The organism is Frigoribacterium sp. PvP032 (genome assembly GCF_017833035.1).
GTDB lineage: Bacteria > Actinomycetota > Actinomycetes > Actinomycetales > Microbacteriaceae > Frigoribacterium.
This window is the reverse complement of record NZ_JAFIBM010000001.1, coordinates 2,981,064-3,002,143: the sequence shown is the minus strand read 5'-3', so window position 1 is coordinate 3,002,143 and position 21,080 is coordinate 2,981,064. Positions and strand designations below refer to the sequence as shown.

General features: G+C 73.0%; 20 protein-coding genes and 1 tRNA gene. 8 read left to right on the top strand and 13 right to left on the bottom strand.

Features of this window, described 5'->3' with window-relative positions:
* Positions 1-43: 43 nt before the first annotated feature.
* From JOE35_RS13815 to JOE35_RS13800, 4 genes are all read right to left on the bottom strand, one after another.
* The gene (locus tag JOE35_RS13815; protein ID WP_209561533.1) at positions 44-1,027 is read right to left on the bottom strand and encodes an NAD(P)-dependent oxidoreductase; all 984 of its coding nucleotides are present in this window, start codon (positions 1,025-1,027) and stop codon (positions 44-46) included.
* A gap of 142 nt (positions 1,028-1,169) precedes the next feature.
* On the bottom strand, positions 1,170-4,013 hold the full coding sequence (locus JOE35_RS13810; protein ID WP_374099710.1) for an alpha/beta fold hydrolase: 2,844 nt from the start codon (positions 4,011-4,013) through the stop codon (positions 1,170-1,172).
* On the bottom strand, positions 4,010-4,972 hold the full coding sequence (locus tag JOE35_RS13805) for a 3-oxoacyl-ACP synthase III (protein WP_245186722.1): 963 nt from the start codon (positions 4,970-4,972) through the stop codon (positions 4,010-4,012). The genes JOE35_RS13810 and JOE35_RS13805 overlap by 4 nt, the downstream gene beginning before the upstream one ends.
* 428 nt (positions 4,973-5,400) lie before the next feature.
* On the bottom strand, positions 5,401-5,682 hold the full coding sequence (locus JOE35_RS13800; protein ID WP_209561532.1) for a hypothetical protein: 282 nt from the start codon (positions 5,680-5,682) through the stop codon (positions 5,401-5,403).
* A gap of 84 nt (positions 5,683-5,766) precedes the next feature.
* Here JOE35_RS13800 and JOE35_RS13795 point away from each other — a divergent pair, with 84 nt between their 5' ends.
* On the top strand, positions 5,767-6,018 hold the full coding sequence (locus JOE35_RS13795) for a hypothetical protein (protein WP_209561531.1): 252 nt from the start codon (positions 5,767-5,769) through the stop codon (positions 6,016-6,018).
* Positions 6,019-6,153: 135 nt separating this feature from the next.
* Here JOE35_RS13795 and JOE35_RS15920 read toward each other — a convergent pair whose 3' ends face one another.
* Positions 6,154-7,227 (bottom strand): FUSC family protein, encoded by a 1,074-nt coding sequence (locus tag JOE35_RS15920; RefSeq protein WP_209561530.1) that lies wholly within the window; start codon positions 7,225-7,227, stop codon positions 6,154-6,156.
* A gap of 127 nt (positions 7,228-7,354) precedes the next feature.
* Between JOE35_RS15920 and JOE35_RS15705 the strand changes: the two genes are divergently transcribed.
* Entirely contained in the window at positions 7,355-7,882 is a 528-nt protein-coding gene (locus JOE35_RS15705) for a MarR family winged helix-turn-helix transcriptional regulator (protein ID WP_209561529.1), read from the top strand.
* A 50-nt stretch (positions 7,883-7,932) separates the two neighbouring features.
* Here JOE35_RS15705 and JOE35_RS13780 read toward each other — a convergent pair.
* Positions 7,933-8,006: transfer RNA gene (locus JOE35_RS13780), tRNA-Thr, on the bottom strand.
* 166 nt (positions 8,007-8,172) lie between these two features.
* Between JOE35_RS13780 and JOE35_RS13775 the strand changes: the two genes are divergently transcribed.
* On the top strand, positions 8,173-8,355 hold the full coding sequence (locus JOE35_RS13775) for a hypothetical protein (RefSeq protein ID WP_123547894.1): 183 nt from the start codon (positions 8,173-8,175) through the stop codon (positions 8,353-8,355).
* A 16-nt stretch (positions 8,356-8,371) separates the two neighbouring features.
* Here JOE35_RS13775 and JOE35_RS13770 read toward each other — a convergent pair whose 3' ends face one another.
* Together JOE35_RS13770 and msrB are read right to left on the bottom strand one after the other, a co-directional pair.
* Entirely contained in the window at positions 8,372-8,938 is a 567-nt protein-coding gene (locus tag JOE35_RS13770; RefSeq protein WP_209561528.1) for a nitroreductase family protein, read from the bottom strand.
* Positions 8,938-9,366: a peptide-methionine (R)-S-oxide reductase MsrB gene (gene msrB / locus JOE35_RS13765; RefSeq protein WP_209562091.1), complete on the bottom strand. Its 429-nt coding sequence runs from the start codon at positions 9,364-9,366 to the stop codon at positions 8,938-8,940. Before msrB ends, JOE35_RS13770 begins: the two co-directional genes overlap by 1 nt.
* 184 nt (positions 9,367-9,550) lie before the next feature.
* Between msrB and JOE35_RS13760 the strand changes: the two genes are divergently transcribed.
* The 5 genes from JOE35_RS13760 (at position 9,551) to groL (ending at position 13,738) form a co-directional block, all read left to right on the top strand.
* A complete protein-coding gene (locus tag JOE35_RS13760) occupies positions 9,551-10,513 on the top strand; it encodes a DUF2332 domain-containing protein (protein WP_209561527.1) in 963 nt (320 codons plus the stop codon).
* A gap of 124 nt (positions 10,514-10,637) precedes the next feature.
* The gene (locus JOE35_RS13755) at positions 10,638-10,931 is read left to right on the top strand and encodes a DUF3263 domain-containing protein (RefSeq protein ID WP_307803098.1); all 294 of its coding nucleotides are present in this window, start codon (positions 10,638-10,640) and stop codon (positions 10,929-10,931) included.
* A 26-nt stretch (positions 10,932-10,957) separates the two neighbouring features.
* Positions 10,958-11,572: a LytR C-terminal domain-containing protein gene (locus tag JOE35_RS13750; RefSeq protein ID WP_209561526.1), complete on the top strand. Its 615-nt coding sequence runs from the start codon at positions 10,958-10,960 to the stop codon at positions 11,570-11,572.
* Positions 11,573-11,781: 209 nt separating this feature from the next.
* Entirely contained in the window at positions 11,782-11,985 is a 204-nt protein-coding gene (locus JOE35_RS13745) for a cold-shock protein (protein WP_192040915.1), read from the top strand.
* 133 nt (positions 11,986-12,118) lie between these two features.
* Entirely contained in the window at positions 12,119-13,738 is a 1,620-nt protein-coding gene (groL, locus tag JOE35_RS13740; protein ID WP_192040916.1) for a chaperonin GroEL, read from the top strand.
* A gap of 569 nt (positions 13,739-14,307) precedes the next feature.
* Here the strand turns inward: groL and JOE35_RS13735 are convergent.
* The 5 genes from JOE35_RS13735 to JOE35_RS13715 form a co-directional block, all read right to left on the bottom strand.
* On the bottom strand, positions 14,308-16,056 hold the full coding sequence (locus JOE35_RS13735; RefSeq protein WP_209561525.1) for a HAMP domain-containing sensor histidine kinase: 1,749 nt from the start codon (positions 16,054-16,056) through the stop codon (positions 14,308-14,310).
* A gap of 67 nt (positions 16,057-16,123) precedes the next feature.
* Positions 16,124-16,816 (bottom strand): response regulator transcription factor, encoded by a 693-nt coding sequence (locus tag JOE35_RS13730; RefSeq protein WP_123355366.1) that lies wholly within the window; start codon positions 16,814-16,816, stop codon positions 16,124-16,126.
* A gap of 124 nt (positions 16,817-16,940) precedes the next feature.
* Positions 16,941-17,510: a hypothetical protein gene (locus tag JOE35_RS13725; RefSeq protein ID WP_209561524.1), complete on the bottom strand. Its 570-nt coding sequence runs from the start codon at positions 17,508-17,510 to the stop codon at positions 16,941-16,943.
* The gene (locus tag JOE35_RS13720; protein ID WP_209561523.1) at positions 17,507-19,141 is read right to left on the bottom strand and encodes a DNA repair helicase XPB; all 1,635 of its coding nucleotides are present in this window, start codon (positions 19,139-19,141) and stop codon (positions 17,507-17,509) included. Before JOE35_RS13720 ends, JOE35_RS13725 begins: the two co-directional genes overlap by 4 nt.
* A 44-nt stretch (positions 19,142-19,185) precedes the next feature.
* Positions 19,186-21,045 (bottom strand): helicase-associated domain-containing protein, encoded by a 1,860-nt coding sequence (locus JOE35_RS13715; protein WP_209561522.1) that lies wholly within the window; start codon positions 21,043-21,045, stop codon positions 19,186-19,188.
* Between the last annotated feature and the right edge of the window lie 35 nt (positions 21,046-21,080).

Sequence of the window (21,080 nt, the reverse complement as noted above, 5' to 3'; positions counted from 1 at the left end):
CTCGATCGTCGGGCGTGCGGGCGTGTGCGCCAGGGCGCGCGCGTCAGACGGCGGGGCTGCCCGCGGCGTACCAGGCGGCGAGGCGGCGGAGGCCCTCGTCGACCGAGACCTCGGGCGTCCACTGCAGGTCGTGCTGCGTGCGTCGCTGGTCGAACCAGTGCGCGGTCGAGAGCTGCTCCGCGAGGAACCGCGTCATCGGCGGCTCGTCGGCCCCCGGCCGCACGGCCCACACGCGCTCGACGAGCGACCCCGCGGCCCGGGCGACCGCGGCCGGCACCCGGAGGCGCGGCACGGGTGCACCGCCCGCGGCGCAGATCCCCGCCATCAGGTCGGCGACCGTGCGCGGTTCGCCGTTCGTGATCACGTAGGCGCGGCCCGAGGCGGCGTCGACCCGCTCGAGCGCGGCGGCGATGCCCGAGGCGGCGTTGTCGACGTAGGTCGAGTCGATCAGGGCGGCGCCGTGGTCGAGCAGCGGCAGCCGCCCCTGCCGGGCGCGCTCGACGATGCGCTCGACGAGCTGCGTGTCGCCAGGGCCCCAGACCAGGTGCGGCCGGACGGCGACGACGCGCAGGTCGTCCGTCGCCGCAGCCAGGGCGAGCAGCTCGGCCGCGGCCTTCGTGCGGGCGTAGTCGCCGCGTGCTCGCGAGGGGGATGCCGGCGCAGCGTCCTCGCCGACGATGGAGGCGCCTCCGTGGGCAACCGAGGGCGACGAGACGAAGACGAGGCGGGCCACGCCGGAGGCGCGCATCGCGTCGAGCAGGGAGCTCGTGCCCCCGACGTTGACGGCCTCGAACTCGGCGGGATCGCCCGCCAGCGAGACCTTGGCGGCCAGGTGGACCACCGCCTCCTGCCCCTCGACCACGGCCGAGACGGCAGCGGTGTCGGTCATCGAGCCGGCGACGTCGCGCACCCCGGCGACGCCTGAGGGCCGACGCTGGAAGGTGGTGACCTCGTGCCCGGCCGCCGCGACCGCGCGGGCGACGGCGCCGCCGAGCAGGCCGCTCGCGCCGGTGACGAGCACCCTCACGGGTGCGACTCCTCGGCAGGTGCGGCAGGCACGGAGCCTGCGTGAACGGTCGTGTTCGTCGCGCACGGGCGACCACGACGGCCCGCCGACGACGAACCCGCCCGCCCGGTGCGCGCGGGAACGCGCAGGGACGCGAGCACCCTCACGGGCGGCGCATCCGTCCGCCCGACAGCACCGACTCGGCCCACGCCGCGAGACGAGCGCGGTCGATCTTGCTGTTGTGGCGCACGTCGGTCGGCAGCACCGGCACGACGAGCGCGGCGGCGACGCGATGGCCGACGGCGCCGTGGACGGCAGCACGGACCGACGCCGAGAGCTCGGCCGAGGCGAGCCCCGGACGACGCACGGCAGGCGCGGCCTCGGCGACCACGACGACCTGTTGCGTGCCGGCTGGTCCGACACCCACGACAGCTGCCCGGGCGATGCCCGCGAGCGACTCGACGGCCTGCTCGGCCGCGACCGGGGTCAGGGGGCCGGAGGCGGTCGTCACGACGTGCGGCAGGCGCCCCTCGACCCAGAGGCGGCCCTGCTCGTCGAGGTGCCCGACGTCGCCGGTGCGGTGCCAGCGACCGGACGACCCGGCCGAGGAGGCGTCGGTCCCGACTGCAGCACCGGCCTCGCCGGTCGTGTCGGCCACGCCGCGCACGCTGGCCCGGTCGGTCAGCCACAGCCGGTCGTAGCCGTGCTTGAGGTGAGGTGCGGAGACGACGATCTCGCCGGTGACGCCCGCGGCGTCGGAGAACGTGTCGGAGGCGCGTCCCGCCTCGTCGAGGGGAGCCACGCGCACCTGCACGGTCGGCGCGGGACGCCCGACGCAGACCCCGTTCGCCGACGGGTCGCTGGCGGCCTCGCGGACCTCGTCGAGCGTGACGTCGGTCATCAGCAGCCCCTCGGTCATGCCGTAGGGGGTGTGCGGCACGGCTCCGGGCATCAGGTCGCCCGCGGCGGTGAGCAGCGATGCCGAGACGGGGGCGCCGGCCGAGAGGAACGTCTGCACGCCCGCGAGCGCACGGCGACCGGAGTCGTCGAGCTCGTCGGCGGTGGCGACCACGTTGGTCAGCGCGGCGGGGGAGAGGAACACGACCGTCGCGTCGACGGCCTCGGCCGCGGCCGCGACGGCGCGGGCGGTCAGCGTGCGCGGCGAGGTGACGTCCATGTCGGGCGTCACGCTCGTCGCTCCGAGCGCGGGGCCGAGCAGCGCGAAGGGCGCGAAGCCGGCGACGAGGCCGGTGCCGGGCCCGACGCCGTACTGGTCAGCGAGGGCGTCCCGCAGCGCGGTCAGGTGGCCGTGACGGTAGACGACGCCCTTGGCAGGCCCGGTCGAGCCGGACGTGAAGAGGATCGCGGCGGGTGCCTCGGCAGGAGGTGCCCCTGGCAGCTCGGCCATGGCCTCGTGGGCACGGCGGCCGAGGGCGGCGATCTCGGGCAGCGAGGTCTCGACGCCGAGCGTGCGCGTCAGGACGGGCGAGAGGCGCTGGGTCGAGACGACGCGTCCTGGCCAGCCGAGAGCACGGGCCGCGGTCAGTCCGGGCAGCTGGCCGATGACGTGGTCGGGCCAGGCGCCGCGCACGGCACGGGTGAGCCCGCGGACGCCGAGACCGGCGTCGGCGACGACGACCACCGCCCCGATCCGCACGCAGGCGTAGAGCACGGCGGTGAGGTCTGCCCCTGGCTGCACGAGCAGCGACACCCGGTCGCCCGCTCGCACGCCGTGCTTGCGCAGGCCGAGCGCGAGCTCGTGCACGCGCCTGCTCAGCAGTCGCCAGCTGACCCGGCGCGGTTCGGAGCCGCGGGCGGCACCGTGCGGCACCATCTCGATCAGGGCGGCCTCGGTGCTGTCGGCGAGGGACTCGAGGTACGACCAGAGCGGGCGGTCCTGGGGGGTGCCGAGCGCCTCCTCGGCGTGTGCGACGGGTGCCGGTGCTGCGGGCGTCGGCGCATCCGGGGTCGGTGCTTCGGTCGTCGGCGCTGCGTCGTCACCGGACGAGGAGGCGCGGCTCGGCCCGTCGGGGAACCGGTCGCCCAGCCAGGTCAGCACGGCCGCGGCGTAGTCGACCTCCTCGGCGATCATGTGCCCGGCGCCCTCGAAGCGGTGCACGTCGGCGTGCGGGAGGCGGTCGACGAGGTCGTCCAGGTAGCGGTCGCCGAAGATCGGGTCGCGCGGGCCCCAGAGCATCAGGCTCGGCACGGTCAGGTCGCGGAGCCCGCCCGCGATCCGGTCGAGCTCGGCCCGGCTCGGGTGCCGCTGGTCGACCGGGATGTCGGCCACGAAGCCGCCGACGCCGCCGCGCCGGTCGGCGGAGAGGTAGGGGGCTTTGTAACCGGCGCGGACGGTGTCCGGAAGCGTGGGCCGAGCGAGCCCGAGCGTCACGTCGATGAACCCCGTCGTCGCCACGGTCGCCCGGCCGAGGACTCCCCGGGCGAGCGTGAGGCGCAAGGGCGCGGGGATCTGCTCGTCCGCCGGCTGGTGGATCGCGGTGTTGAGCATCGTGACCGCGGCGAGCTGACCGGGGTGGTCGACCGCCCAGCCCATCGAGACGACGCCGCCCCAGTCGTGCCCGAGGGTGACGACGGGCCCGTCGAGGCCCAGCTCGGCGGTGAGCGCGGAGAGATCGGCGACCCGCTGCGGCAGGCCCCGCTCGACGCCGGTGCGCTCGGAGAAGCCCATGTCGAGCTGGTCGACGGCGACGACGCGCCAGGCGGGTCGCCCGGCCTTGGCGGCCTCGGTCGCCTGCGCCACGAGGCGGCGCCAGAGGTACGACCAGGTCGGGTTGCCGTGCACGCAGAGCACGGTGCCGACGGGCTCGACGCCGAGGGCCTCGAGGGCGGGACCGTTGTCGAGGAGGTGCCAGGTGCGGTCGACGCGCTCGGCGCCTCCAGCAGGCACGGTCACCAGCCGCGACCACGACGGGTCGAGGCCCTCGAGCCCGGCCGGGGGGAGCGTCGCGGGCGACGTCGCCCGCGCGGCCGAGGGCAGGCGACTCACCAGGCGAGCTCCATCATCGCGGTGTTGATGCCGGAGCCGACGCCCATCAGCAGCACGCGATCGCCCTTCGAGAGGGTGCGCGACTCCTCGACGAGGGTGATCGGGATCGACGCCGGGCCGACGTTGCCGAGGGTCGGGTACGTGAGCGGCACGCGCTTGCGGTCGATGCCCGCGGCCTTGACGAAGGCGCCGGTGTGCACGTCGCTGACCTGGTGCATGATGTAGCGGTCCATGCGCTGCCAGTTCCAGTCGCGGGCTGCCTCTTTCCAGGCCGAGACGACGAGCTCCATGCCGCGCTTGAGCAGGGCCTTCGCGTCGGTGAACATGCCGTCGACGCTGCCGACGCAGAGGTCGTAGTTCTCGGTCGCCGCACGCGTGACGCCGCCGAGGATGCGGTGCCCCTCGGGGTGGCGGTCGGCACGTCCGATCACGGCCGCCGCGGCGCCGGAGCCGAGCGTCAGGCTCGCGAACTCGCTCATGAAGTCGTCGCGCTCGTAGCCCTTGGTGAGGAGGCGGTCGATCGTGTTGACCTGGACGTCGTCGGCGTCCTCGCCGTCGATGATCACGGCGTAGTCGATCTGGCCGGCGTCGATCAGCTGTGCGGCGAGCGTCATGCCGTTGACGAAGCCGAGGCAGGCGTTCGCGATGTCGAAGTTCGTGGCGGACGAGGGCAGCCCGAGGCCGTGGTGCAGCCGGACGGCCACCGAGGGCTCGAGGTGCGGCCGCGTCACGGAGGTGTTGATCAGCAGGCCGACCTGGTCAGGCCGGACGCCCGCCTCGGCCAGGGCGCGCCTGCCAGCATCGATCGCGGCCTCGTCGAAGCTCTGGCCCTCGGCCCAGTTGCGGCGCTCGTCGACTCCCGCGACGCGCTGCAGCAGGCCGGTGGGCAGCTTGAGGCGCTTGAGCACGGGGCGCAGCTTCTCGTCGATGCTGGCCGAGGTCGTCACGCGGGTCGCCATCGTGCTGGCGACGCTGAGCAGTGCGACGTTGCGGTGACGCGTGGTGGCGTTGCCCGCGCCGACGGCGGGGACCGGGGCGTCGGCATCTCGTGCGGCGGCGACGGCGGCGGGCTCGCGCTCCGCGGCCTCGCGCTCCGCGGCGTCCCGCTCCATCGCGTCGGCCTCGAGGGTCGCGGCGTCGGCTCCGAAGAGGGCGGCGTCGGTGGGCGCCGCGCCTGTCGTGGCGTGTCCTGTCAACGGGACTCCCTGTCGAATTGTCTCGGGCGTGTGCACCGGCTCGGGCGACGAACTGTGGTCGTCGGCAGCCGGGAGATCGTGAGCACCGGTCGGGTGCATCGGTCGAGTTTACGGCGCAGTTCTCTGTGCGGTTGCCAGGATCGCGGGGCACGAACATGCCCTCCCGAGCATGTCTCAGCGGGCGGAGGGCCTCAGGCGCCCGGGTCGCGGGGGAGCCGGACGATGCGCCGGCGACCGCCGACGGTCCACCAGACGACGTCGACGACGGCCCAGGCGGTCACCGCGACGGCCACGAGCAGCAGCACGACGGCGACGACGGTGAGGCTGCCGCCCCCGACGAGCAGGCTCGTGAGGATGCTGGCCGCGAGCAGGCCGGCGGAGACGACCGTCACGACCGGGCGGACGAGTCCGCCCTGCTTGGTCATCAGCCAGTTGGGCACGTCGGGGTCGACGTGCACCTGCCGGGTCCTCACGATGGCCTCCTGTGAGCTGTCGAGTCGTGTCGTGCCGCCCTGGCGGCGGCTCGGTCGAGGATACGTCGTCCCTAGACTCGCCTCATGAGCGAACTCCGCCGCCCCTGGTTCACGCTGACGAAGACCGGCTCCGTCCTGCCGCCCGTCTTCGAGATCGTCCTCGGCGTGCTCGGGCTCGTGGTGCAGCTGCTCACGCTCACCTCCGGCGGTCCGGTCGAGACGATCACGCTGATCGTCTGCGTCGTCGCCGTGCTGCTCGTCGCGCAGGGCGTGGCCGACCTGGTCTGGTGGTCGCGGGGCGACCGGCGGGCGCGCGCCCAGGCCGACGCCTCCTAGGGCAGCCTGCACCGCGCCTCCTAGGGCAGCCCGCGCCGCGCCACATCTCGTTCCGAGCATCGCGTCCCGCCACGACGTGACGTGGTGCTCGGAACGCGATGCGACAGCCGGACACTCCCTCAGCCGGGCCCTGCCTCAGGCGGGTGCGCTGCGCAGCCGGTGCGTCGCGAGCAGCACGAGCACGACGACGCCGACCCCGATCGCCGTGTCGGCGCCGCGGGCCGCGACCAGTGCGGCCACGTCGACCGGCGCTCCGCCGATCGCGGGCATGCCGAGCGCCATCGGCGTGATGAAGACGAGCGCGAGGCCGTAGTTGCGGGCGACGACGAGCTCGGTCGCGAACTGCAGCACGCCGAACGCGGCGACGAGGGCGACGGCGCTCGGCTGCCAGACGAGCAGCAGCGCGGCGAGGCCCAGCCCGACGACCGTGCCGAGGAGGCGTTGGCCGGCCCTCAGCAGCTGACCCGAGGTCGCACGTCCGACGACGGGCACCACGGCGGAGACCATCGCCCAGTACGGGTTCTGCAGCCCGAGGCCGACGCTGAGCAGGCCCGCCGCGAGCGAGGCCACGAGGCAGACCCCGGCGTGCAGGAGCGCCCGGCGCAGGTCGACGGCGACGACGGGGCGTCGGAGGGTCCGGGCGCCGGGCTCGGCGAGTGCCCGCCGGCCCGACCGTCGGGCGAGGCCGACGAGCGAGGTCGCCAGGGCGAGCAGCACGCTCAGCGACGACACGACGGCGGCGACCGCGATGCTCGACGGGACCGCCGGCACGAACGCGCAGACACCGAGCCCGAACACGGGGAAGAGGGGGCCGGGCGGGTTCCAGCCGCGGACGTCGGCGACCACGGAGGCCAGCCCTGCCACGAGGGCCACGACCGGCACCAGCGCGACGGCGGGCAGCGACGCCGCCGAGAGCGCGGTGCCGAGCACGACCGCCGCGACGAGCAGGGCGCCCGCCTCGAGCTGCATGCCGAGGCGCTGCACCCGTCCGAGCCCGCGGCCGAACGCCGAGGCGAAGGCGCCGAACGTCGCGTAGGGCGCCCACTCGGCGTGGCCGATCGCGACGAGCACGGCGAGCGGCAGCACGACGGAGACGGCCACGCGGAGCGCGGGCACGTGGGCGCCGGCGTGCGGCCCCACGCGCAACAGGTCGCGCGGACGGGGGAACGGGCTGCCGGAGGTGGTGGTGACGGTCGGGCGTGACGGCACGGTCGAGAGGTCCTCTCGTCGGGAGCGCACGTCGTCGGGGGCTGCGGGTGATCGGGGGCGTGGCGATCGGCGCGACCGGATCGCGCACGGAAAGTAGTTTACCCGTGAATCAAAGTAGGATGCACCCGTGACTGATCCGACCCACGACGACGACGAGCCGCGCGCCGTGACCGACGCCCTCGACCTCGTCCACGACCAGTGGAGCCGGCTGCGGCCCGACCTCGACGTGTCGCCCGTCCTCGTCGTGGGGCGCATCACCCGGCTCGCGCGCATCATCCAGCGCCGCAGCGACGAGCTGCTGGGCGACCACGGCATCGGCCGCGCCGACTTCGACCTGCTCGCCGCGCTGGTGCGCACCGACGTGCCCACCTCGCCGGGGCGGCTGGCGGAGCAGACGCTGCTGTCGCCTCCTGCGGTGACGAAGCGTCTCAAGGGGCTGACGGCCGCTGGCCTGGTCGAGCGCTCGGACAACCCGGCGGACGCCCGCGGCTACTTCGTCTCGCCGACGACGAGGGGGCGCGAGCTGCTGCACGAGGTGCTCGACGTCCAGCTCGCGGCCGAGGCGGCGATGACCACGTCGCTCGACCCCGTGGCCGTCGCCGCGGTGACCGCGGGGCTCCGGTCGATGCTGCTCGACCTCGAGGGCCGGGGCTGAGCAGGACGGAGAAGGCCCCGCCTCGCCGAGGGGCGGGACGGGGCCGGGGGAGCCGCCTGTCGGATTCGAACCGACGACCTTCGCTTTACAAGAGCACTGCGCTACCGGACTGCGCCAAGGCGGCGGGCTCGACCATCCTACCGACCGCACGTCGGCGGTGCGACGGGCGCGTTGCCGGGCTGCACGTCACGCAGGATTGGCGCTGACCCGGGGGAAGTGGTGAAGTAGGAGCTGCAGCGACCCGTGCGGTCGCGCCCGCTCGCCCCGGGCACCGACCACGAGGAGCTCCCATGACCAACGTCCTGACCGCCATCGGCTCGATCATCCTGCTGCTCGCGAGCTTCGCGCTCTTCGCGTACTCGTTCGGGCAGGACGAGCCCAACGCCTTCGTCTTCTTCGCGGGCATCGTGCTGATGACCGGCTCGTTCTGGCTGCCGATCACCGTCGTGGGGCAGAGCCGCAAGTCTTGGTAGCAGCGGGCGGCCCGGCCTAGGCCGAGACTGATCCCGAGCCCGGTGCGCTGACGAAGCGGCCGGGCTCGAGCAGCTTGCGGGGCTTCTCGTCGCGCTCGGTGCGTCCGCCGACGTAGAGCCAGCCGAGCAGCTTCTCGTGCGGCGCCAGCCCGTGGGCCCGGTGCACCGCCTGGTGCCGGGTGTCGGTGCCGGTGCGCCAGAAGACGCCCCAGCCCTCGTCGTCGAGCACGAGCGACAGCAGGTGGGCGACGCCCGAGGCGACGCTCTCCTGTTCCCACTCGGGCACCTTGCGGCTCTCGACCGGCGAGAGGACGACGGCGACGACGAGCGGTGCCCTGAGCGACTTCTGCTCGAGCTTGTCGGCCGACTTGCCGTCGGCGCCGCTCGCCTCCGCGAGTCCGCGGCCGATCAGCAGCCGGTCGTCGCCCCGCAGCTCGATCAGGCGCCAGGGTCGCAGCGACGAGTGGTCGGCCACGGTCGCGGCCGCCTGCACCAGCTCGAGCAGCTGTTCGTGCGAGGGGGCGTCGTCGGTGACCTTCGAGCGGGACCGTCGCCGGCGGGCAGCGTCGGCGACGGCGCCCATCAGGCCTGGGCCTGGTCGTCGGTCGCGGAGCCCTCGGCCTTGAAGTCGAGCGAGATCGAGTTCATGCAGTACCGGTCGCCGGTCGGGGTGCCGAAGCCGTCGGGGAACACGTGGCCGAGGTGCGACCCGCAGTTCGCGCACCGGACCTCGGTGCGGACCATGCCGAGCGAGTTGTCGTCGATCAGCTGCACGGCCTTCGGGTCGACCGACTCGTAGAAGCTCGGCCAGCCGCAGCCGCTGTCGAACTTGGTGCCGCTCTTGAAGAGCTCGGCGCCGCAGGCAGCGCAGGCGTACGTGCCGGCACGGCTCTCGTCGAGCAGCTCGCCCGTCCACGGGCGCTCGGTGGCCGCCTGGCGCAGCACCTGGTAGGCCTCGGGGTCGAGCTCACGACGCCACTCTTCGTCGGACTTCTCGACCTGGTACGACACGGGCTCGTTCGCCATCGTGCACTCCTCTGCGTCAGGGGGGACTCGCAGGCGTCTCAGCCTGCTCGTCGGGGACTCTCCATTGAACACCGTGCCGCCGACGCTCATTCCGGGCGACCGCCTCCTCGGTGCTGGCTCACAGGGCCGGCTGACATGTCCTGCCTCACGGGGGTGCGAGACTCGGCCGGTGCCCCAGCCCCCGACGCTCGCCGACCGCTTCGCCGCCTACGCGGACGCCGTCCTGCTCGACGGCTCCCCGCTCTGGTCGGCGGCCGCCGGGGCGATCGCCGCCGACGCCGAGGTGCTCGCGCTGGTCGAGCGAGCCGAGGAGGCGCGGCGCCAGCCCGCGCTCGTGCTCGCGGTCGCGAGGTGGCTGGGTGCGCCCCTCGGCCCCTGGCCCGAGCTGCGGCGCTGGCTGCTCGACCACCCCGACCGGTTCGTCGACGAGCTCGGGCGGCGGCTGACCCAGACCAACGACGTGCGGCGGACCAGCCCGGTGTCGCTCGCGCTCGCCCGGGTCGACGGCCCGGTCGCGCTGCTCGAGGTCGGCGCCTCGGCCGGCCTCGGCCTGCTGCCGGACCGCTACGGGCACCGTGCCGGCGAGGTCCGTTGGGGCGATGCCGACAGCCCGGTGCAGCTCGAGGTCGCCGTGCACGGCGACCTCAGCGAGGTGCGGCTGCCCGAGGTCGTCTGGCGCGCCGGCCTCGACCTCGACCCGCTCGACGTGCGCTCGGCCGCGGACGTGGGCTGGCTCGACGCGCTGCTGCCGCCCGGGGCGACGGACCGGGCCGCGCTGCTGGCGCAGGCGGTCTCGGTGGCCCGGGGCGCGCCTCCTCGGGTCGAACGGGGCGACGCCGTCGACGATCTCGCGCGGCTCGCGGCCGAGGCGCCCCGCGACGCGACGCTCGTCGTCGTCTCGACCGGCACCCTCGTCTACCTGCCCGGCCGTCGGCGGCAGGAGTTCGTCGACACCGTGCGGGGTCTCGGCGCCCGGTGGATCTCGTACGAGCGGCGCGGCCTGCTGCACGACGTGCCCGTCGTCGTGCCCGACGGCGTCCCGGGCGACGAGGCGTTCGCGGTGCTCGCCCTCGACGGGCGCGCGCTCGCGGTGGGCGACGCCCACGGCACCCGTCTGTGGACGACCGGCTGACGACCTGCTGACGACCTGCTGACGACCTGCTGGCGACGCGGGCCGACCCGGCGAACCGCCCCGCGCCTCCCCGGCTGCTCCGTCGCCCGCCCCTAAGCTGACCGGGACCGAGAGGGGCAGGGCAGTGGGCGACGAGGGCACCGGCAGCGGAGACGTGCGCACGAGCGCGCTGTCCGAGCGCGACCGCGCCCTGCTCGACTTCGAGCAGCGCGCCCCCGCCTCGCCCGGACAGAAGGAGGCGGCGGTGCGGCGCGAGCTCGGCCTCACCACCGCGCGCTACCAGCAGATGCTCGGCTCCCTGCTGGACAGACCTGCTGCACTGGCCTACTCGCCCATGCTCGTGGGGAGGCTCCTGCGACTGCGCGACGAGCGCTCACGGGCCAGGGCCGCCCGCTCGTTCGGGCCGACCGACCGCTGACCCACACGGAAGACCGACACCACACCATGGCGAAACACCCCCGCGACCGATTCGACGAGGTGCCCGCTGACCTGGACAGGGTCGGGGCCCACCGCGCCGAGGCGCGCCGAGGCCGCGGCTGGGTCGTCTTCGCGTGGTGCGCCCTCGCGGTCGGCGTCCTCGTCGGCTCGGGCGTCGTCTACCTCGGCGTCGCCAACGACAGCTTCCAGTTCGTCTCGCCGACGTCGGACGCGACGTCCGAGGCGGGCTCCGGCACGCCGTCCGACGGCTCGGGCGACGACGCCGGCGACGCCGCGACCGACGACACGGCCGCCCCGACGACTCCCGCGGAGACCGTCGCCCCCGCGGACCCGGACTCCGTCGACCCGGACGTCACGACCATCACGGTCCTCAACGGCACGACCACCAGCGGGCTCGCGGGCCGCGCGTCGCTCGCCCTCGCCGAGACCGGCTGGACCGTCGCCGGGCAGGGCAACGCCGACGGCACCGTGACGACGACGATCGTCTACTACGCCGACGAGGCCGACGAGGCCGTCGCCCTGGGCGTGGCGCGCGACCTCGGGACGACCGCCGTCGAGCTGAGCGACGCGTTCCCCGACTCGTCGGTCACGGTGGTGCTCGGGGCGGACTACGCGTCCTGAGGGGCACCTCCCCGTTGCCGTCCCGTTGCGGACGTGTTGCCGCCCCGTTGCGGAACGTGTGAATTCGTCACTTCTGACGGGTTAACCCCGCGCCGAGGGCTTCTGCGGGCCTGCCTGCCCTGGCTAGCATCTGGTCCTGGTCGGCACCGGCACGACCCCTGCGCGCGGCACGACCGCCGCGTGCAGCGAACAGCAAGGGGAGCAGCACCATGGCACAGGGCACCGTCAAGTGGTTCAACGCGGAGAAGGGCTACGGCTTCATCACCGTGACGGAGGGCGGGCAGGACGTCTTCGTGCACTACTCGGCCATCGACATGAACGGCTACAAGGTCCTCGAGGAGGGCCAGGCGGTCGTCTTCGAGGTCGGCACGGGCGACAAGGGCCCGCAGGCGGAGAGCGTCCGCCTGGCCTGACCCCCGACCGGCGTCGTGAGGTGCAGGCTCACTTGCACTCCATAGGTGAGAGTGCCAGAATCGTCCCTGGCACTCGCCGTTGGTGAGTGCCAATGCTTCTGCTTCATGACGTCCGGGAGGGACGAGGAAACACATGGCTAAGATCATTGCTTTTGACGAAGAGGCCCGTCGTGGCCTCGAGCGCGGCCTGAACATCCTGGCCGACGCGGTGAAGGTCACGCTCGGCCCGCGCGGCCGCAACGTCGTGCTCGAGAAGAAGTGGGGCGCCCCCACCATCACGAACGACGGCGTCTCCATCGCCAAGGAGATCGAGCTCGACGACCCGTTCGAGAAGATCGGTGCCGAGCTCGTCAAGGAGGTCGCCAAGAAGACCGACGACGTCGCCGGCGACGGCACCACCACCGCCACCGTGCTCGCCCAGGCGCTCGTCCGTGAGGGCCTCCGCAACGTCGCCGCAGGCGCCGACCCCATCTCGCTGAAGCGCGGCATCGAGAAGGCCGCCGCGGCCGTCTCGGCCCAGCTCCTCGCCGACGCGAAGGACATCGAGACCAAGGAGCAGATCGCGGCCACCGCCTCGATCTCCGCCGCCGACCCCACCATCGGCGCGCTCATCGCCGAGGCCATCGACAAGGTCGGCAAGGAGGGCGTCGTCACCGTCGAGGAGTCGAACACCTTCGGCACCGAGCTCGAGCTGACCGAGGGCATGCGCTTCGACAAGGGCTACCTGTCGCAGTACTTCGTGACCGACCCCGAGCGCCAGGAAGCCGTCTTCGAGGACGCCTACGTGCTCATCGTCAACTCGAAGATCTCGAACATCAAGGACCTCCTCCCCGTCGTCGACAAGGTGATCCAGAGCGGCAAGCAGCTGCTCATCATCGCCGAGGACGTCGACGGCGAGGCGCTGGCGACCCTGGTCGTCAACAAGATCCGCGGCATCTTCAAGTCGGTCGCCGTCAAGGCCCCCGGCTTCGGCGACCGCCGCAAGGCCCAGCTGCAGGACATCGCCATCCTCACCGGTGGCCAGGTCATCGCAGAAGAGGTCGGCCTCAAGCTCGAGAACGCGACGCTCGACCTGCTCGGTCGTGCCCGCAAGGTCGTCATCACGAAGGACGAGACGACCATCGTCGAGGGCGCCGGCGACCCCGAGCAGATCGCGGGCCGCGTCCGTCAGATCCGCTCGGAGATCGAGGCGACCGACAGCGACTACGACCGCGAGAAGCTCCAGGAGCGCCTCGCCAAGCTGGCCGGCGGCGTCGCCGTCATCAAGGCCGGCGCGGCCACGGAGGTCGAGCTCAAGGAGCGCAAGCACCGCATCGAGGACGCCGTCCGCAACGCGAAGGCAGCCGTCGAGGAGGGCATCGTCGCCGGTGGTGGCGTCGCCCTCATCCAGGCCGGCAAGACAGCTCTCGCCGAGCTGCACCTCGAGGGCGACGAGGCGACCGGCGCGAACATCGTGCGCGTCGCGATCGACGCTCCGCTGAAGCAGATCGCCTTCAACGCGGGCATGGAGCCCGGCGTCGTCGCCGACAAGGTCCGCAGCCTGCCCGTCGGACACGGCCTCAACGCCGCGACCGGCGAGTACGTCGACATGATCGCCGCGGGCATCATCGACCCGGCCAAGGTGACCCGCTCTGCCCTGCAGAACGCCGCCTCCATCGCTGGTCTGTTCCTGACCACCGAGGCCGTCGTCGCCGACAAGCCCGAGCGCAACCCGGCCCCGGCCGGCGACCCCTCGGGCGGCATGGACTTCTAGTCCGCGCCTGCAGCGCTGCTGTACTGCTGCGCTGCTGCACCGTCACACCGCAAGGGCGGCTCTCCTCCGGGGGAGCCGCCCTTCGGCGTTCCCACGCGCGTGCGCGTGGGTGTTCTTCCGCAAATGCCGACCACGCGGTGTCTTCACGCCTCGCAACAGCGGGAAAATCCGTTGTTGCGTGCGCGCAGGTCGGCTTGCGCGGTGCCGCGGGCCGCACGTTCGTGCGGCGCGCAGCAGAACCCGACCGCTGCGTGCGCGTGGGCCCTGCTGTACCCGGATTCTCCGCTACAGGAGGCTCGCCGGTCGGCATGTGCGCAGACCCCGTAATTCGAGAGTGATCCGCGTGCGGACTCGGTCTCCGTCCAGGAGGCGCGGCGCCCGAAGGGCGGGTCGCGCGCGAATTACGGGTGGGGCGCGTGAGCGGGGAGGGGCCGCGGCTGCGCCGCACCTTCTCAGGGGCCTGGGGTCGCAAGGCGAGAGTGATCCGGGCGGCGCGCGCCTCGGCGACTGGGCACTGCGGCCTCGGCGACGCAGATCACTCTCGGATCACGGGTGGAGAGCCTGGGGTACTAGGAGGCGGGCGTCGCGGGCGCCTGCTCGGCGCCAGCACCAGCGCCCGCAGCGACCCCGGCGCCGCCGACGTCCGGGAAGAGCGGCAGGGCGACACGGAAGGTAGCACCGCCTCCTGGGGTGTCGAAGACGTCCACGCTGCCGCCGTGCGCCGACACGATTCCGGAGACGATCGCCAGGCCGAGGCCCGAGCCGCCGGTGTCGCGGGTCCGTGACGAGTCTGCTCGCCAGAAGCGCTGGAAGATCTTCTCCCGGATCTGGGGCGGGATGCCCTCGCCGTGGTCGACGATGTCGATCGTCGCGACCCCACGGCCGGGGTCGGACTGCACCGCGAGCTCGATCGGGCTGTCGTGCTCGGTGAAGCGCATCGCGTTGCCCATCAGGTTGGTGATGACCTGACGCAGTTTGTTCTCTTCGCCGAGCACCACGGCCGGCGCCTGCGGGCCGTGACCTGCCGGGTCGCCCGACTGCTCGTCGCCCACGGTCTCGCCCGCTCGAACCGCGCGAGCCCTGAGCCCACGGAGGCGCGCGAGGGTCGCTCCGGCGAACGAGATCGCTCCCGTCGATCCGGCCTGCACGGCCGCGGCGTCGTCCGGCGAGGCGGGCGGGACGGCGACCGTCACCTCGTCGGCGTCCGCGTTGACGACCGGGTCGTGCACGACCACCGCGATGTCCCGGTCCGGGTTGGACGCCATCGTGTCGAGGGCGGAGTCGCGGGCGATGGCGACCAGGTCGACCGGGCCGAGCTCGAGGGGCTTGGACTCGTCGAGACGTGCCAGGGCGAGCAGGTCCTGGACGAGGACGCCCATCCGGATCGCCTCCTTCTCGATGCGGTCCATCGCCTGGGCGACGTCCTCCGGCTTCGTCAGGGCGCCCATCCGGTAGAGCTCGGCGTAGCCGCGGAGGCTGACGAGCGGGGTGCGGAGCTCGTGGCTGGCATCGCCGACGAATCGCCGCATCTGGTCGATGGTGCGCGAACGGTCGTCGAAGGCCGAGTCGATGCGGCTGAGCATCGTGTTGAGCGAGCGGTTCAGCCTGCCGACCTCGGTGTTGGGCGTCGTCGAGTCGAGTCGCTGGCTGAAGTCGCCGTCGGCGAAGCGGGCCGCGGTGGCCTCCACGTCGCGCAGCGGGGAGAAGGTCGACGTCACGAGCAGGCGGGTGAGGGCGGCGCCGAGCACGATGACCGAGACGCCGAAACCCAGGAAGATGCCGCTGAAGCGCCCGATGACGGCGTTGGTGCTGGCCAGGTTGGTGCCGGTGACGATCGTGGCGTCGATCTGCTCGACGACGCCGGTCGTCTGGTCGCGCTGCGTCAGCGTCTTGTCGAAGGCGTAGATGCGCCACTGTTGGTCGTGGTCGGAGTTGTACACGCTCATCGGCTCGGCGGTGCTGCCCGCCTTCGGCAGGTCGACGGCCGAGAGGTCGGGCCCCGTGCCGCCCTGCAGCTCGTCGGCGTTGTCGCAGATCCGCGTGCCGTCCTCACGGAAGAGGGCGACGAAGCTGCTGCTCGTCGCGCCGAAGGTCACGGTGCACGACTGGGCGTTCGTCGCGCTGGGCGACGCGGCCGTGAAGCTCTCGGCCGCCGACTTGAGCGACAGGTCGACCTGGCCGTAGAGGTACGTGCTGAGGACCGTCATGGTGCCGAGACCCGCCACCAGCAGGCCGAGGGTCACCAAGGTGACCGTGATCCCGGTGATCTTGGTGCGGATGGAGATCTCGTTCCACCACTGCGACAGGCGTTCGTGCATGAGAAGCGAAGATACCGGTGGCGCCTGGGAGCCGAGGCCCCCCGGCGCCACCGGTGGTCGTTCCGCGTCAGGCCTTGGCGGCCTTGAGCATGTAGCCGAAGCCGCGCTTCGTCTGGATGATCGGCTCGGCCGAGAACTGGTCGAGCTTGCGGCGCAGGTACGAGATGTAGCTCTCGACGATGCCGGCGTCGCCGTTGAAGTCGTACTCCCACACGTGGTCGAGGATCTGGGCCTTCGACAGCACGCGGTTCGGGTTGAGCATCAGGTAGCGGAGCAGCTTGAACTCGGTCGGGCTGAGCTCGATCGCCGTCTCGCCGATCGTCACCTCGTGGGTGTCCTGGTCCATGGTGAGCTCGCCGGCGCGGATGATCGCGTCCTCGTCCTCGTTCATGGTGCGTCGCAGGATCGCCTTGATGCGGGCGACGATCTCGTCGAGGCTGAAGGGCTTGGTCACGTAGTCGTCGCCGCCGACGGTGAGGCCGGTGATCTTGTCCTCCGTGTCGTCCTTCGCCGTGAGGAAGAGGATCGGCGACGTGTAGCCCGACGACCGGAGGCGCTTGGTCACGCCGAACCCGTTCATGTCGGGCAGCATCACGTCGAGGATGATCAGGTCGGGTTCTTCTTCGAGCACCGCCGAGATCGCCTGCGCGCCGTTGCCGACCGCACGCACGGCGAAGCCGGCGAACCGGAGGCTGGTGGTCAGCAGGTCGCGGATGTTGGGCTCGTCATCGACGATGAGAATCTTGGGGCCGTCGCTCATGGCCCCAGTATCTGTCCGCGCCCTCGGTGTTCCCTGTGAGTCGTGAGTACGTGCGCCGCACGCCAGCAGCGTGCAGGCCGTCAGTGACCCGTCAGCGACCCGTCAGTGGCCCGTCAGAAGGCCGTCAGTGGACCGGGTCGCCCCACTCGGTGTTGGGCACGAGAGCGATGCGCGTCGTGAGCTCGAGCAGCTCGTCCGGCACGGCCAGCGTGAAGGCGACGCCGTCGCGCTGCTCGAGCACGGCCGTGTAGCCGGAGGCGCGGGCGATCTCCCATCCCGGGAACCGCTCGACCGGCGCGGTGACGACCCGCGCCTCCTCGGCGTCGTCCAGCTCGCCGAGCGCGCTGAGGCCGGCGTAGAGGTGGTCGACGACGGGGGAGCCCGCGAGCAGGTCGCTGCGCTCGAGGACCTCGGGGTCACGCGTCCAGGTGACGACGCTCAGGCTGGCGCCGGCGTGCAGCCCGCCCTGCACCTCGTAGGTGCGCTCGACCGAGACCACGACCGTGTCGTCCCACGGAGCGGTGCGCGAGCGCTGTCCCGTGTACTCGACGGCTTCGTGGTCGAGGGAGGCGACCAACGGCCCGAAGGCCGCCCACGGCGACTGGTCGGCCAGGAACACGCGGCGCAGGCCGTCGCGCCAGAGCTCGTCGTCGCCGAGGGGGACGTCGCCGGGCCCCAGGTCGGACCCGCTCACGCGGCCAGCACCGGGGAGTCGAGGATCGTGTAGCTGTAGCCCTGCTCGGCGAGGAACCGCTGGCGGTTCTGCGCGAAGTCCTGGTCGACCGTGTCGCGGCTCACGAGCGTGTAGAACGACGCGGGCAGGCCCGACTTCTTCGGCCGCAGCAGACGTCCGAGCCGCTGCGCCTCTTCTTGCCGTGAGCCGAACGAGCCGCTGACCTGGACCGCGACCGTCGCCTCCGGCAGGTCGACCGAGAAGTTGGCCACCTTCGAGACGACCAGCACCTTGATCTCGCCGGTGCGGAAGGCCTGGAACAGGCGCTCGCGCTCGTCGATCGGCGTCGCGCCCGTCAGCGTCGGGGCGTCGAGCACCTCGGCGAGCTGGTCGAGCTGGTCGAGGTACTGGCCGATCACGAGGATCTGCTCGCCCTCGTGCCGTGCGACCAGGTGCTTGACCACGTCGAGCTTGGCGGGTGCGGTGGCGGCGAGGCGGTAGCGCTCGTCGTCGGGGGCGGCCGCGTACTCGAGCCGATCCTGCTGGGGCAGGTCGACGCGGACCTCGAAGCAGCTCGCGGGCGAGATGTAGCCCTGCGCCTCGATCTCCTTCCAGGGGGCGTCGAAGCGCTTGGGGCCGATCAGGCTGAACACGTCGCCCTCACGGCCGTCCTCGCGCACGAGGGTCGCGGTGAGGCCGAGGCGGCGGCGCGCCTGCAGCTCGGCCGTCAGCTTGAAGACCGGGGCCGGCAGGAGGTGCACCTCGTCGTAGACGACGAGGCCCCAGTCGAGGGCGTCCAGCAGCGAGAGGTGCGTGTACTTGCCCGCACGGCGCGCGGTGAGGATCTGGTAGGTCGCGATCGTCACCGGCTTGACCTCCTTCACGGAGCCGGAGTACTCACCGATCTCGTCCTCCGTCAGGGAGGTGCGCTTGAGGAGCTCGTCGCGCCACTGCCGTGCGCTGACCGTGTTCGTGACGAGGATGAGGGTGGTCGTGCCGGCGGCGGCCATCGCCCCGGCGCCCACGAGGGTCTTGCCGGCGCCGCAGGGCAGCACCACGACGCCCGAGCCGCCCGAGAAGAACTCGTCGATCGCCTGCTGCTGGTAGCCGCGCAGCTGCCAGTCGGTCTGGTCGAGCTCGATCGCGTGCGGGGTGCCGGGCGTGTAGCCGGCGTGGTCCTCTGCGGGCCAGCCGAGCTTGACCAGCTGCTGCTTGATCTCGCCGCGCGCCCAGGGCAGCAGCTCCCACACCGTGTCGCTGCGGCGGACTCCGAGCAGCTCGCCGATCTTCTTGACGCGCGTGACCTCGCGGAGCACCGCGTCGTCGGTGCCGCGCAGCACGAGCGTGTCGCCGTCGCGCTCGATCACGATGCGGCCGTAGCGCGCGACCGTCTCGGCCACGTCGACCGTGACGCTCTGCGGCACGGGGAACTTGCTGTACTTCTCGAGCGTGCCGAGCATGTCGTCGGCGGTGTGGCCCGCGGCGCGCGCGTTCCAGAGGCCGAGGCGCGTGATGCGGTACGTGTGCACGTGCTCGGGGGCTCGCTCGAGCTCGGCGAACACGCTCAGGTCGTGGCGCGCGTCCTCAGCCTGAGGGTGCGCCACCTCGAGCAGGACGGTGCGGTCGCTCTGCACGATCAGGGGGCCGGTCATGAGGGTCGAGTCTAGGCGCGCTGCCTGGGGGCGGCCCCTGGTCGTCAGTCCGAGCTCGACACCGACACGACGTGCGACAGCGGCAGCGTCCGCTCGACGTCGGACTTCTTGTCGCGGCCGCGCACGCGACCGCCGCCGACCCCGGTCGGCTCCATCAGGAGGTGGCTCGTGCTGCCGTCCGGCATCGCGATCGCGATGGTGACCGTCAGGCGGCCCTTGACCGCGGCGTCGAGCTGGCGCGTGATCCAGGCCCGGTCGGTCGTCTCGCTGCTGGCCTCGCTGCCGGCCGAGAGCCGCTCGACCATGTCGCGCACGGCGTCTCGCGGCGGGACGGGCGTGGGACGGTGCAGGCGCCGTCGCGCCGGGGGAGTCGCCTCGCCGCCGTCGTCGACCACGACGACGGGGTAGCGCTCGTCGCTCAGCGCCCAGAAGACGGTGTCGCGGTCGAAGGTCGTCGCGACGCGCTGCGCGTCGACCCGCTGCAGCGCCAGCGGCGCCAGGGCGTGGTCGACCTCGAGCGTGTCGACGCTCGCCCGCTCGTCGGAGCTGACGACCGTGACCGCTCCGGCCGGCAGGTCGGCGCTGCCCACCACGCGCTCGACCCGGTACCGGCCGTGGCGCTCGGCCGACTGCTGGAGGAGGTAGTCGAGCGGCTGCGGGACGCCGGTCAGGCTGATGCCCTCGAGGAACGACCGCAGGCTGTCGGCCGTCTCGCCGGCGGTGAGCGCGCGCTGGATGCCGCCCTCGGTGATGCGGTAGGTGGCGGCGAGCCCGGCGCTCTCGACGTCGGCGATGACGCGGAGGCGGGCGTCCAGCCCCGGGGCCAGCGGGCCGGGGGCGACCACGGTGAGGTCGTGCTGCAGGTAGACCTGCTCGATGGCGTCGGGCAGCAGGTCGGCCACGCGGGCCCTCGCCGCCTCAGGGCCCTCGCGCAGCAGCGAGATCGCCGCCCGCGTCGGCGCCTGGCCGCTCGTCAGCCCCAGCAGCTCTGCTGCCCTGGCGAAGACCGCGAGCCGCTCGGGGATCCAGGCGTCGCCGGCCGGGTAGGCCCAGCGGGCGTACTCGGAGAGCGGCTCGCCCCACGAGGTCTCGACGCGCTCGTGCAGCACCGCGAGGATCTCGGCGGGCAGCGAGGCCAGCCACGCGCGGGTCAGCGACTCCCAGCGGTCGGGCCACGAGGAGGCGAGCCAGGCCGCCGCCTCCTGCGTGCTGGCGACGCCGTCGGGGCCGGCGGCGGCGAGGCCGGCGCGGGAGGCGATGGCCACGACGGTCGGGACGTCGTCGACGTCGAGACGGGCGGCCTCGGCCAGGCGTCGCACCTCGGGCAGGGCGAGCCCGCCCTTGGCCAGCTCGCGGGCCGGGGAGCTGTCGAGCGCCCGGAGGATCTCGGCGACCTCGATCACGACGGCGTACAGCCGCTCGGCCGAGCGGGCGTCGGTGGCGTCGCGGTCGACGTCGGCCACGGCCTCGAGCACCACGGGAGGGTGCTCAGCGCCCAGCCTGTCGGGCGAGAGGGCAGGGTCGTCGTCGAGGCGGTCGCCCACGCCGTCGAGGGTGCTGACGCTCGCGGCCGCCCCCTCGCCCTGGCGCACGACGAGGAACAGCTCGACGAGGTGGTCGACGGCGACGGCGACGGCGCCACGGCCGATGTCGAAGACGGCGTCGACTCGCCCGACGAGGGCGTCGAGGTCGCCCGGCGTGCGGGCGGCGTGCAGCACGAGCAGCTCGGTGCGGTCGAGGTGGGTCAGCGCGTCGCGCACCGACGAGGGGTCGAGCAGGGTGTCGGCGAGGTCGAAGGCGTCGTTCACCGAGGAGGCGCGGAGCAGCCGTGAGGACAGCAGCCGGACGAGGTCGTCGGGCGCGGAGGAGCGGAGCACGCCCGCGAGGTCGAGTGCACTGGACATGGGCATGGCCTCCTGGTGGTGAGCAGCGCCGTGCT